This is a genomic window from Cryobacterium sp. M96 (assembly GCF_002929845.1).
In the GTDB taxonomy this organism is placed as follows: Bacteria; Actinomycetota; Actinomycetes; order Actinomycetales; family Microbacteriaceae; genus Cryobacterium; species Cryobacterium sandaracinum.
The window spans coordinates 171492-183408 of record NZ_PJJS01000050.1 but is presented as its reverse complement, the minus strand read 5'-3'; the positions used below and the strand labels follow the sequence as shown (position 1 = coordinate 183408).

11 protein-coding genes are annotated in these 11917 nt (G+C 69.1%); 2 read left to right on the top strand and 9 right to left on the bottom strand.

All coding sequences use genetic code 11. From position 1 onward, the window contains the following. Positions 1 to 106: 106 nt before the first annotated feature. Positions 107 to 1408: a tyrosine--tRNA ligase gene (gene tyrS, locus CXY79_RS11085; RefSeq protein WP_233191420.1), complete on the bottom strand. Its 1302-nt coding sequence runs from the start codon at positions 1406 to 1408 to the stop codon at positions 107 to 109. Positions 1409 to 1554: 146 nt separating this feature from the next. On the opposite strand from tyrS, the gene CXY79_RS11080 reads away from it, so the two are divergent. After that, positions 1555 to 2217 (top strand): winged helix-turn-helix transcriptional regulator, encoded by a 663-nt coding sequence (locus CXY79_RS11080; protein WP_104101268.1) that lies wholly within the window; start codon positions 1555 to 1557, stop codon positions 2215 to 2217. Then, positions 2214 to 2927 (top strand): hypothetical protein, encoded by a 714-nt coding sequence (locus CXY79_RS11075; RefSeq protein ID WP_104101265.1) that lies wholly within the window; start codon positions 2214 to 2216, stop codon positions 2925 to 2927. The genes CXY79_RS11080 and CXY79_RS11075 overlap by 4 nt, the downstream gene beginning before the upstream one ends. Before the next feature lie 234 nt (positions 2928 to 3161). Here the strand turns inward: CXY79_RS11075 and CXY79_RS11070 are convergent, their stop codons facing one another. The 8 genes from CXY79_RS11070 to argC form a co-directional block, all read right to left on the bottom strand. After that, on the bottom strand, positions 3162 to 3773 hold the full coding sequence (locus tag CXY79_RS11070; RefSeq protein ID WP_104101263.1) for a DNA-3-methyladenine glycosylase: 612 nt from the start codon (positions 3771 to 3773) through the stop codon (positions 3162 to 3164). Next, positions 3770 to 5212 (bottom strand): argininosuccinate lyase, encoded by a 1443-nt coding sequence (argH, locus tag CXY79_RS11065; protein WP_104101261.1) that lies wholly within the window; start codon positions 5210 to 5212, stop codon positions 3770 to 3772. The genes CXY79_RS11070 and argH overlap by 4 nt, the downstream gene beginning before the upstream one ends. Positions 5213 to 5219: 7 nt before the next feature. Then, positions 5220 to 6419 (bottom strand): argininosuccinate synthase, encoded by a 1200-nt coding sequence (locus CXY79_RS11060; RefSeq protein WP_104101259.1) that lies wholly within the window; start codon positions 6417 to 6419, stop codon positions 5220 to 5222. Positions 6420 to 6481: 62 nt separating this feature from the next. Continuing rightward, on the bottom strand, positions 6482 to 7411 hold the full coding sequence (argF, locus tag CXY79_RS11055) for an ornithine carbamoyltransferase (RefSeq protein ID WP_104101257.1): 930 nt from the start codon (positions 7409 to 7411) through the stop codon (positions 6482 to 6484). A gap of 38 nt (positions 7412 to 7449) precedes the next feature. Further along, a complete protein-coding gene (locus tag CXY79_RS11050) occupies positions 7450 to 8643 on the bottom strand; it encodes an acetylornithine transaminase (RefSeq protein WP_104101255.1) in 1194 nt (397 codons plus the stop codon). Positions 8644 to 8675: 32 nt separating this feature from the next. Next, the gene (gene argB, locus CXY79_RS11045; protein ID WP_104101252.1) at positions 8676 to 9611 is read right to left on the bottom strand and encodes an acetylglutamate kinase; all 936 of its coding nucleotides are present in this window, start codon (positions 9609 to 9611) and stop codon (positions 8676 to 8678) included. After that, positions 9608 to 10780: a bifunctional glutamate N-acetyltransferase/amino-acid acetyltransferase ArgJ gene (gene argJ, locus CXY79_RS11040; protein ID WP_104101250.1), complete on the bottom strand. Its 1173-nt coding sequence runs from the start codon at positions 10778 to 10780 to the stop codon at positions 9608 to 9610. Before argJ ends, argB begins: the two co-directional genes overlap by 4 nt. Continuing rightward, positions 10777 to 11820 carry an N-acetyl-gamma-glutamyl-phosphate reductase gene (gene argC / locus CXY79_RS11035; protein ID WP_104101248.1) on the bottom strand — a complete coding sequence of 348 codons (1044 nt, stop codon included), beginning with the start codon at positions 11818 to 11820 and terminating at the stop codon, positions 10777 to 10779. The genes argJ and argC overlap by 4 nt, the downstream gene beginning before the upstream one ends. Between the last annotated feature and the right edge of the window lie 97 nt (positions 11821 to 11917).

The window sequence follows — 11917 nt, the reverse complement described above, 5'->3', positions numbered from 1 at the left end:
CGTTTGAATACATTACGGCCGACACACCGGACCGTCAAAACCAGCAACCGCCCGGGCGTGTCACGCCCCAACGGGGCGGAACGACCAGGCGACATCCGTCTCTGAATCAGACGACGAAAACGCCGGCCAAGGTCTTCTTCCCACGGCGGAGCACGGCCACTCCCCCGGGAAGCACGGCACCCTCGATGGTCTGGTCATCGCTCAGCACCTTCACGTTGTTGAGATAGACCCCACCCTGGCTGATGGCACGGCGGGCTTCGCTCAGACTCATGCTGAGTCCGGTGTCGACCAGCAGCTGCACCACGGGGGCGTGCGGGGCGGTCGTCGTGTTCGGGAGTTCTCGCAGAGCGGCTTCGAGGGTGGCCTCGTCGAGATCGGACAGCTCACCCTGGCCGAAGAGGGCATGCGCGGCCTGGATGGCGGCATCCGTCGCGGCACGGCCGTGAACAAGGCTCGTCACGGACACGGCGAGCGTGCGCTGGGCGAGGCGTTTGAACGGTTCCGCCGCCACGGCACCCGCGAGCTCCTCGATGTCGGACCGGGTGAGGAAGGTGAACACCTTCAGCCGGTTGAGGACATCGGCATCGTCGGTGTTGAGCCAGAACTGGTAGAACGCGTACGGGCTGGTGAGGGTGGGGTCGAGCCAGACCGCGTTGCCCTCACTCTTGCCGAACTTGGTGCCGTCGCTGTTCGTAATCAGCGGGGTGCCGATGGCGTGGGCGCTCTCCCCCTCCGCCTTGCGGATGAGGTCGATACCGCTGGTGAGGTTGCCCCACTGGTCGCTGCCTCCGGTCTGCAGCACGCAGCCGTACGTGCGGAAGAGCTCGAGGAAGTCCATCCCCTGCAGAACCTGGTAACTGAACTCGGTGTAGCTGATGCCGGCGTCGGAATTCAGCCGGGCGCTCACGGCATCCTTCTTGAGCATGCTGCCGACCCGGAAGTACTTGCCGATGTCGCGCAGGAAGTCGATGGCACTGAGCGGGGCGGTCCAGTCCAGGTTGTTCACCAGGGTGACGGCGTTGTCGCCCTCCGAGCTCAGAAAGCGCGAGACCTGGGCCTGGAGGTAGCCCACCCACTCGCCGACGACATCCCGAGAGTTCAGGGTGCGCTCGGCCGTGGGGCGCGGGTCACCGATCAGTCCGGTGGACCCGCCGACCAGGCCGAGGGGCTTATGTCCGGCCAGCTGCAGCCGGCGCATGAGCAGCAGCTGCACGAGGTTGCCGAGGTGCAGGCTCGGGGCGGTCGGGTCGAAGCCGCAGTAGAACGTGACCGGCGGGCCGGCGAGCAGCTCACGCAGTTCGGTGGTGTCGGTGGACACCTGTACCAGGCCTCGCCAGGAGATCTCCTCCCAGACGTCGTCGAAGGTCGGGTCGTTGGCTTGCAGGGCGAGGATGGCTGGATCTGACACGAGCCAAGGATATCAGCGCCCGACTCGCTGCCCGGGAATTCAGGACCACACCTTGATCGGCAAATATTAAGCCTATAGGCTGAATTAGTGTAGATTCATCGTGGAAGCTTCATATCAGCCCGCCAACTCCGTCGGAGGTCCCGCCCATGTTCGTCATCACGGCCGACCAGGTCGACAGCCGCAACGATCGCGATCGGGCCGGCGAGATGATCGCCGAGCTCGTGGCCGCGTACGGCCCGGCGTTCACGCTGCCGCCCGACCAGACGTCCGGCGATGAGATCCAGCTACTGCTGCCCGACGCCGGCACGGCCCTTGCCGCCGTTCTCGCGCTGCATCGCGCGGGCCATTGGAGCATCGGGCTCGGCATCGGCGAGGTGCGCACCCCTCTTCCAGAAACAACCCGGCAGGCCTCCGGCGGTGCGTTCGTCGCGGCGCGCGCGGCCGTGACGCGGGCAAAGAAGGCCGAGGCCCGGTTCAGTCTCGAAGCTGATACGGCCGCTGGCCGTACTGCTGGCCGTACTGCTGGCCGCTCTGCTCCGCTGCTCGACGCCGACGGGGTGGAAGCACTCATCACCAATCTGCTGCTCCTTCGCCAGCGTCGCTCGCAGGAGGGCTGGGCGGCCATCGACCTGCTGGCGAGCGGAATGTCCCAGGTGGAGATCGCCGCCGAGCTCGGCATTTCCCCCGCCGCCGTCAGCCAGCGCATCCGAATCGCCCTCTGGAGGGTCGACCAGTCCGCCCAGCCCGCACTCGTTAGGCTGCTGGAGAACCTCGAGCACGCCACGACCGAAACGGACCCTGCCGCATGATCTCCTCGTCCTTCCCGATCGTTGCCTACCTCTACTGGATGTCCCTCCTGGTCGTCACCACCGGCTCGCTGGCCTTCGCCATCCTCGCGTTCCGGCGCCAGAAGCCGCAGTTCGCCGCGGTCTCCGGCGGCGCCCTCGCCGCGGCCCTGATGATCGCCGCCCTCCCCTCGCCCGGAGGCGCGACCGTGTCGGGCGTGCTCCTCGGCATGGTGGCCCTCGGTCTCGCCGTGGTCGGCGGCGGCCCGGCGGCGCTGCTTGCGCTGAGGCTGGCCACGAACAACTCCGTGCCCCAAGGCCAGCACGGCGGGATCCTGGTCGACAACGGCGGCGCTCCCGTGACACCGGAGCCGGGCCGCGCGTCCGGGGTTGATGCCGGCGCACCGGATGCACCGGATGCACCGGATGCACCGGATGCACCGGATGCCACCGGTGTACCCGATGGTGAGGGGACGGCCGGAACGCACGGCACTTTCGTGCACGAGGTGCTGCGCGGTGGATTGATGATCGGAATCCTGGAGCGCCTCGCCGTGGCCGGCGCGATCCTGGCGGGCTTCCCGGAGGCCATCGCGGTCGTCGTGGCGATCAAGGGCGTCGGCCGCTTCACCGAGCTGGCCACGGCCGAGGCCCGGGAGCGGTTCATCATCGGCACGCTGGCGAGCCTGATCTGGGCGTGCGCGTGCGCCGCCCTGGTGCAGATCGCCCTGACGTAGGCGCCGGTCGGCGGTCGAGCTTGCCGGGATCCGGTGACCCGAACCTGCCGCGCGACCCGGGACATCCGTGCCGATCGCGCTGACGTAACCTCGGAGATTTTCGCGACACGCCGGTCGGCCCCCGAACCGGCGTTTCTCGAAAATCTCCGCTTTTATATGACGCCGGATGCCCCAGCGCGGGTCCCGGTGATGGCGCGAGCCCGGCGACGGCCCGAGCCTGTCGACGACGCGCGCCTAGCGAGAGTCGGGCTCAGCGCCCAGCTTCGGATGTCGCCGGTACGGCGACACCGACGCGTCGCCCGGGATCCAGAATCGCCACGGATACTCCGCTCCCCCGCCGACGCCGCCGACTCCGGTGCGGGGTCCGCTGCGGAAAGCGACCGGTTCGGGAGGCAGGGTCAGCGTGAACGGCGCCTCACCGAGGTCCGCACCGTCGTCTCCCAGCCCGATGCCGAGCGCCAGCGTGAGCCGGGCCGGGCCGCGCGCCAGGTCGCGGTCGCTGCGTGAGGTGGGGCGGCGCATCCGTGCCTCGGCGACACCGTCGACGATCTCGCCGGCGCGCAGCAGCACGGCGGACGCTTCGCCGCCCGGCGAGCAGACGATGTTCGCACAGACGTGCATGCCGTAGCTGAAGTACGCGTAGAGGTGGCCGCTCGGGCCGAACATCGACGCGTTCCGCCGGGTCTGGCCACGGAAGGCGTGCGAGCCGGGGTCGAGCCCTTGCCCGAGGTAGGCCTCCACCTCGGTGATGCGCAGCCGCACCCCGGCGCGGTCGAGCAGCGCGCCCAACAACTGTGGCGCGACCTCAACGGCCGGTCGCGCCAGAATGCCGTCGGCGAGTGTCACATGCCGAGCGCAGCCGCCAGCGCGCGCACCCGGGTGACGAGCGCCGCGCGCTGCTCCGCCACGCGCACCGGGGCGGTCCCGCCCTGGCCGTCGCGGCGGGACACCGAACCGGTGATGGTGAGTACCTCGCGCACGTCCGGCGTGAGGTGCGGCGACAGCGCGAGCAGCGCGGCGTCGTCCACCTCGTGCAGGTCGAGCCCGTTCCGCTCCGCGAACTTCACCAGCGAACCGGTGATTTCGTGCGCGTCCCGGAACGTGACCTGCTGCTTGACGAGCCACTCGGCGACGTCGGTGGCCAGGGAGAATCCCTGGGGGGCGAGCTCGGCCATCCGTTCAGTGTGGAAGGTCAGGGTCGCGATCATTCCGCTGAAGGCCGGCAGGAGCACCTCGAGCGTCTCGATCGAGTCGAAGACTGGCTCCTTGTCTTCCTGCAGGTCGCGGTTGTAGGCGAGCGGCAACCCCTTGAGAGTGGTCAGCAGACCGGTCAGGTTGCCGATCAGGCGCCCCGCCTTGCCGCGGGCCAGCTCGGCGATGTCCGGGTTCTTCTTCTGCGGCATGATCGACGACCCGGTGGAGTAGGAGTCGTCGAGGGTGACGAAACCGAACTCGCGGGTGTTCCAGAGGATGATCTCCTCGGCCAGACGGGACAGGTCGATACCGATCTGGGCGGTGATGTACGCGAACTCGGCGACCAGGTCGCGGCTCGCGGTGCCGTCGATCGAGTTCTCGACCACGGCGCTGAAGCCGAGGTCGGCCGCCACCAGGTTGGCGTCGAGGCCGAGCGTGTTGCCGGCCAGGGCACCAGACCCATAGGGCGAGTAGTCGGCGCGTGTGTTCCAGTCGGTGAACCGCTCGAGGTCGCGCACGAGCGGCCAGCAGTGCGCGAACAGGTGGTGGGCGAGCAGCACCGGCTGGGCGTGCTGCAGATGCGTGCGGCCCGGCATGATGGCCTCGTCGTTCGCTTCGGCCTGCGACGCCAGGGCGTCGATCAGGTCGATGACGTGGGCGGAGATGCCCTTCGCCTTGTCGCGCAGCAGCATCCGCACCAGGGTGGCGACCTGGTCGTTGCGGCTGCGGCCAGCGCGCAGCTTGCCGCCCAGTTCGACGCCGACGATGTCGATCAGGCCGCGTTCCAGGGCCGAATGCACATCCTCGTCGGATTCCGCGGGAAGGAAGCTCTCGTCGACCACGGCCTGCATCAGGGTGTCGAGGCCGGCGATCATGGCGACGAGTTCCGGGGCGGTCAGGTAACCGGCCGCGGCCAGGGCCCGCGCGTGGGCCTGGGAACCACGGATGTCGTAGGGAGCCAGCGGCCAGTCGAACTGGGTCGACTTGCTCAGCTTCGCCAGTTCCGGCGACGGTCCCCCGGCGAAGCGGCCACCCCAGAGGGCGCCCGCCTTGCCCGCGCGGTTCTCGTGCGTGTCCGTGTCGCCAGCCACGTCAGCCCTACTTGCCGGCGAGGTCGCGGCGGGCCGAGATCTTGCTCGGCAGCGACCACAGCTCGATGAAACCCTTGGCCATGGACTGGTCGAAAGTGTCCCCGGTGTCGTAGGTGGCGAGGTTGAAGTCGTAGAGGCTCTGCGTGGACTTGCGGCCGGTGACGACGGCGGTGCCAGCATGCATCTTCAGACGGATGTCGCCGGTCACGTGCTTCTGCGTCTCGTCGATGAACACGTCGAGTGCGCGCTTCAGGCCGGAGAACCAGAGGCCGTCGTAGACGAGTTCGGCCCACTTGGACTCGACCGTGCGCTTGTAGCGGGCCAGGTCACGTTCCACGGTCATGTTCTCGAGCTCTTCGTGCGCGGCGATCAGGGCGATGCCGGCGGGGGCCTCGTAGACCTCGCGGCTCTTGATGCCGACGAGGCGGTCCTCGACGATGTCGATCCGTCCGACGCCCTGGTTGCCGGCGAGCAGGTTCATCATTTCGATGGCCTGCAGCGGGGTGACGGCGACGCCGTCAATCGCGACGGGAACACCCTGGTCGAAGCTGATGACGACCTCGGTGGGCTCGCGAGTCACGGCCGGGTCCTGCGTGTACGTGTAGAGGTCTTCGATCGGGGCATTCCACGGGTCTTCGAGGAAGCCGGTTTCGACCGCACGACCGTAGACGTTCTGGTCGATCGAGTAGGGGCTCTTCTTCGACTGTGCGATGGGCAGGTCGTGCAGCGCCGCGTACTCGATGGCTTTGTCCCGGGTGAGGGCGAAATCGCGCACCGGGGCGAGCGAGGTGAGCTCGGGCGCGAGGGCGGCGACGGCGGCCTCGAAGCGCACCTGGTCGTTGCCCTTGCCGGTGCAGCCGTGCGCGACGCTGTTCGCTCCGAGCTCCTTGGCCGTGGAGGCGAGGTACTTGGCGATCAGCGGGCGGCTGAGCGCGGAGACGAGCGGGTAACGCTTCTGGTAGAGCGCGTTGGCCTTGAGGGCCGGCACGACGTAGTCGCTGGCGAACTCGTCCTTCGCGTCGACGACGATGGACTCGACGGCGCCGCAGTCCAGGGCGCGCTGGCGGATGACGTCCATATCCTCGCCGCTCTGTCCCACGTCGATGGCGAGGGCCACGACCTCTTTGCCGGTTGCATCCTTCAGCCAGCCGATGCCAACCGAGGTATCGAGTCCGCCCGAATATGCCAGCACAACGCGTTCAGCCATGGTTCTCCCTAAAAATTCGATCTGATCAAGTTTACGGTCATGCTGTGACGCCCGCCGGGGCGTTAGGCGCTGTTCTGGGTGAGCAGCCAGACGAGCAGCGCCTTCTGGGCGTGCAGGCGATTTTCGGCCTCGTCCCAGATGATGCTCTGCGCGCCGTCGATGACGTCGGCGGTCACCTCGTAACCGCGGTCAGCCGGCAGACAGTGCAGGAAGTGCGCGTCGGGCTTCGCGAGCGCCATCAGGGCGGCGTCCACACGGTAGCGACCGAGGTCACCCAGGCGGGTGGCCTTCTCCTCTTCCTTGCCCATCGACACCCAGGTGTCGGTGACGACCACGTCGACGCCGGTGACGGCCGCGACCGGGTCGGTGAAGAGCTCCACGGAGCCGCCGGTGCGCAGGGCGATCGCCGCGGCATCCGCGACGACCTCGTCGGTGGGCGTGTACCCGACCGGGGAGGCGATGCGCACGTGCATGCCCGCGGTCGCGCCGGCAAGCAGGTAGGACTGGCCCATGTTGCAGGCTCCGTCGCCGAGGAACGCGAGGGTCTGACCGGCCAGGTCGCCGCGGTGCTCACGGATGGTGAGCAGGTCGGCGAGCAACTGGCAGGGGTGGAAGTCGTCGGACAGCGCATTGACGACGGGCACCGTGGTGCCGAGGGCCATCTCCTCGAGTCCGGCCTGGCCGTAGGTGCGCCAGACGATCGCGGCCACCTGGCGCTCGAGCACGCGGGCCGTGTCGGAGGCGGTTTCCTTGCCACCGAGCTGGCTGTTCGCGGTGCTGATGATCAGCGGGCTGCCGCCGAGGTCGGCGATCCCCACCGCGAAGGAGACCCGGGTGCGGGTCGATGACTTGTCGAAGATGACAGCCACGGTCTGCGGGCCGGCCAGAGGTTTGACCGCGAATCGGTCACGCTTGAGGTCCAGGGCAAGGTCGAGGATCTCGGCCTGTTCGGCCGGTGAGATGTCGTCGTCGCGCAGGAAATGGCGGGTCACGGTGTCACTTTCGCTTCTGGGGAATAGATCGTTCAACTCTAGAGGCTGGCCAGAGCGAGCCCGAATCGGCACTCGAAATCGGCCAGTTCGTCGTCGCCGACGATGAGGGGCGGGGCCAGACGGATGGTGGACTCGTTTGCGGCGTTCACGATCAAGCCGTTGCTCTGGGCCGCGGCCGCCAGGCGGGTAGCGACCGGTTCGGTCAGCCCGACACCGAGCAGGAGCCCGCGGCCGCGCACCTCGCCGATGAGGGGGGAACCGAACCCGGCGAGGATCCCCCGCAGCTGCTCGCCGCGCCGCGCGGCGTTGGCGACCAGGCCGTCGGCCTCGATGGCGCCGAGCACGGCGTTGGCGGCGGCCGTGACGAGCGGGTTGCCGGCATAGGTCGAGCCGTGCTGGCCGCGCTGGAACAGCTCCGACGCCGCCCCGAAGGTGACGAGGGCGCCGATGGGCAGGCCGCCGCCGATCCCCTTCGCCAGCGTGAGCGCATCCGGCTGGATACCGTCGTGCTGGTAGGCGAACCACTCGCCGGTGCGGCCGGCGCCGGTCTGCACCTCGTCGAGGATGAGCAGCACGCCGTTTCGGGTGCACAGCTCGCGGGCGTGGCGCAGGAACCCTGCGGGCAGGTCGACCACCCCGGCCTCGCCCTGCACGGGCTCGAGGAAGAGGGCGGCGACGGTCTCGTCGATCGCGGCGTCCAGCCCCTCGAGCGTGGCGTGGATGTGCTCGACCCCCTCGGGGACCGGCAGGAACGGCTCGCGCATGGCCGGCTTGCCGGAGAGGGCGAGCGCCCCCATCGTGCGGCCGTGGAACGAGTCGTGCAGGGAGAGGATGCGGGTTCGGCTGCCACCGTCGGTGTTCAGTCGGGCCAGCTTGAATGCGGCCTCGTTGGCCTCGGCGCCGGAATTGCAGAAGTAGACCCGGCCGGCCTGTCCCGCACTGGTGAGGCGCTTGAGCCGTTCGGCCAGTTCCAGCTGCGGTGGCGACGCGAAGTAGTTCGAGACGTGGGCAAGCCGGCCGACCTGGTCGGTGACCGCGGCGACGAGAGCCGGATGCGCGTGGCCGAGCGAGTTCACGGCGATTCCGGCGAGGAAGTCGAGATATTTCGTGCCCTCGTCGTCCCAGACGTAGCACCCCTTCCCGCGCACGAGCATCGCCAGCGGCGGTGCGATCGTGTGCATCATGGCGGCGCTGAAACGCTCGCGCCAGTCGGGGGTGCCGGAATCGGCCATCTGTGCGGTGCTCGATTCTGGGTGCGTATTGCTCATGCCGGGACCACTTCGGTTCCGATCCCGCTGCCGGTGAAGACCTCGAGCAGGATCGAGTGTGGTACCCGGCCGTCGATGATGGCCGCCTTCGCGACGCCACCCTCGACCGCGTCGAGGCAGGCCGTCATCTTGGGGATCATTCCCGACTCGAGGCCCGGCAGCAGGGAGCGAAGCGAGTCCACGTCGATGACCGACACCAGCGAGTCGTGGTTGGGCCAGTCGCTGTACAGCCCCGCGACATCGGTCAGGATGACCAGTTTGGCGGCGCCGAGCGCGACCGCGAGGGCCGCGGCGGCGGCGTCGGCGTTGATGTTCAGGGACTGGCCCGGGACATCCGTGTCGGGTGCGATCGAGGAGACGACCGGTATGCGGCCGGCGGCGAGCTGGGCTAGCACGGCCTCGGGGTCGACGCCGATCACGTCGCCGACGAGGCCGAGGTCGACCTCGCCCCCGTCGATGACGGTGCCGCGGCGACGGCCCTGGAACAGCCCGGCGTCCTCGCCGGACAGCCCGGCCGACAGCGGGCCGTGCTGGTTGATGCGGCTGACCAGCTCGCGGTTGATCTGGCCGGTGAGCACCATCCGCACAACGTCCATCGCCTCGGGCGTGGTCACCCGGTAGCCACCGCGGAACTCGCTCGCGATGCCGAGGCGGTCGAGCATCGCGGAGATCTGCGGGCCGCCGCCGTGCACGACGACGGGGCGGATGCCGGCATAACGCAGGTACACCATGTCTTCGGCGAACGCTCGCTGCAGTTCCTCGCTGACCATGGCGTTGCCACCGAACTTGACCACGATGATCTGGTCGTGGAACCGCTTGAGCCAGGGCAGCGACTCAATCAGCGTGGCGGCCTTGACGGCTGCCTCCGCCCGGCTGTTCGTCTCGTCGCCTGGGGTCGTCTCGTCGCCGGGGGTTTCGTGGACCGGGTTCAACTCGAGTACGCGCTGTTCTCTTCGACGTAGGCGTGGGTGAGGTCGTTGGTCCAGATGGTGGCCGTCTCGTCGCCCTCGTGCAGGTCGATCAGCACGGAGACCGAGCGGGGGGTGAGGTCGACGAGCTCACGCGGCTGGTCGGGTTCCCCCGCGGTGCAGACCTGCACGCCATTGATGGCGACGTCGATGCCGTAGGGGTCGAAGGCGGCATCCGTCGTACCGACCGCCGCGAGCACGCGGCCCCAATTCGGGTCGTTGCCGAAGATCGCGGTCTTGAACAGGTTGCTGCGGGAGACCGCGCGGGCGACCGTGACGGCGTCGGCCTCGGTGCCGGCGTGCCGCACCGTAATGGCGACGTCGTGGGCGGACCCCTCGGCGTCGGCCTGCAGCTGCAGGGTGAGGTCCTGGCAGATGGCGATCAGGGCATCCGAGAATTCGGCCAGGTCGGCGGTGACCCCGCTCGCCCCGGAGCCGAGGAGGGTGACAGTGTCGTTGGTGGACATGCAGCCGTCGGAGTCGAGGCGGTCGAACGTGACCCGGGTGGCCTGGCGGAGGGCCACGTCCAGCTGCTCGGAGTCGAGCACGGCGTCGGTGGTCAGCACCACGAGCATGGTGGCAAGGCCAGGCGCGAGCATTCCGGCGCCCTTGGCCATGCCGCCGATGGTCCAGCCGGTGTCGGAAACGAGCATGGTCTGCTTGGGTGTGGTGTCGGTGGTCATGATCGCCTGCGCCACGGCCAGGCCGGCGGCGTCGGAGGTGGCCTTCTCACCCTGCAGCGCGAGGGTCGCGTCCCACACGCCGGCGGTGATCTTGCCGAGGTCGAGCTGTTCGCCGATCAGGCCGGTGGAACAGACCAGCACCTCGCCGGCGGAGATCTCCAAGCGGTCGGCGATGGCCTCGGCGGTGGCGTGCGTGGTCTGGAAGCCGATGCTGCCGGTGTAGCAGTTCGCGCCGCCCGAGTTGAGCACGATGGCCTTGACTCGGCCGCCCTTCATGACCTGCTCGCTCCAAAGCACCGGGTTCGCCTTGCACCGGTTACTGGTGAAAACGCTGGCCGCGCTGGTGAGCGGGCCGAGGTTCTGCACGACGGCGAGGTCGAGCCCGCCGGACTGTTTCAGGCCGGCGGTAACTCCGGCGGCGGCGAACCCGGCGGGGGCGGTGACACTCATGGGGCAACTCCATTCGTGCTCAGGCCCGTGGTCTCGGGCAGTCCCAACGCCAGGTTGGCGGACTGGATGGCGGCACCGGCGGTGCCCTTGGTGAGATTGTCGACGGCGGTGATCGTCACGACGCGGCCCACGGCCTCGTCGACGGCGAGGCCGATCAGCGCGGTGTTGGCGCCGAGCACATCGCCCGTGCGCGGGAATCGGCCCTCCGGCAGCACATGCACGAACGGTTCGTCGGCGTAGGTCGCCTCCCAGGCGGCGCGCACCTCGGCGCCGGATGTACCGGGCACGAGACGGGCCGTCGCGGTGCAGAGGATTCCCCGCGACATCGGCACGATCACCGGGGTGAATGAGATGGTCGGGTTCGAGGCCCCTGCCCAGCGCAGGCTCTGCTGGATTTCGGGGATGTGGCGGTGCACGCCGCCGACCGCGTAGGGGTTCGCGGAGCCGAGGATCTCGCTTGCGAGGTTCGGCAGCGTCAGACTCTTGCCGGCGCCGGAGGGTCCGACCGCGAGCACCGCGGCCAAGTCTTCGGGCTCGATCACCCCGGCACGGATGCCCGGCGCCAGCGCCAACGCCACCGTGCTCGCGTTGCAGCCGGGGGCGGCGACGCGGCGGGAGCCGGCCAACCGGGAGCGCTGCGTGCCGCCGACCACCGGGAGCTCGGGCACGCCGTAGGTCCAGGCGCCGAAGTAGTCGCCCCCGTAGAACGCCGCCCAGTCGCTCTCACTTTCGAGCCGATGGTCGGCACCGCAGTCCACGACGAGCGTGTCGGCGGAAAGGTGCGCGGTGAGGGCACCGGATGCCCCGTGGGGCAGGGCGAGGAACACCACATCGTGCCCGGCGAGGGTTTCGGGCGTCGTGTCGACCAGGGTGAGGTGCGCGAGCGAGCGCAGGTGCGGCTGCGCGTCGATCAGACGCTGCCCGGCAGTGCTGTGCGCCGTGACCGTGCGCACCTCGAAGTCGGGGTGCCCGGCCAACAGACGCAACAATTCACCGCCCGCGTAGCCACTCGCACCTGCCACCGCCACCGAAAAAGACATGTTCCCAACCTAGCGCGCCGCCCCGCGCGCCGAGAATCGCCGTTCGCGCCGATAATCGCCGCCCGGGCGGTGACTCTCGGCGCGCGGAGCGGGCGCC

Bases quoted from the DNA above. Each gene is read 5' to 3' on its own strand.
- CXY79_RS11080 (WP_104101268.1), top strand. From the start codon at position 1,555: ATGTTCGTCATCACGGCCGACCAGGTCGACAGCCGCAACGATCGCGAT.
- CXY79_RS11075 (WP_104101265.1), top strand. From the start codon at position 2,214: ATGATCTCCTCGTCCTTCCCGATCGTTGCCTACCTCTACTGGATGTCC.
- CXY79_RS11060 (WP_104101259.1), bottom strand. From the start codon at position 6,419: ATGGCTGAACGCGTTGTGCTGGCATATTCGGGCGGACTCGATACCTCG.
- CXY79_RS11050 (WP_104101255.1), bottom strand. From the start codon at position 8,643: ATGGCCGATTCCGGCACCCCCGACTGGCGCGAGCGTTTCAGCGCCGCC.
- argJ (WP_104101250.1), bottom strand. From the start codon at position 10,780: ATGAGTGTCACCGCCCCCGCCGGGTTCGCCGCCGCCGGAGTTACCGCC.
- argC (WP_104101248.1), bottom strand. From the start codon at position 11,820: ATGTCTTTTTCGGTGGCGGTGGCAGGTGCGAGTGGCTACGCGGGCGGT.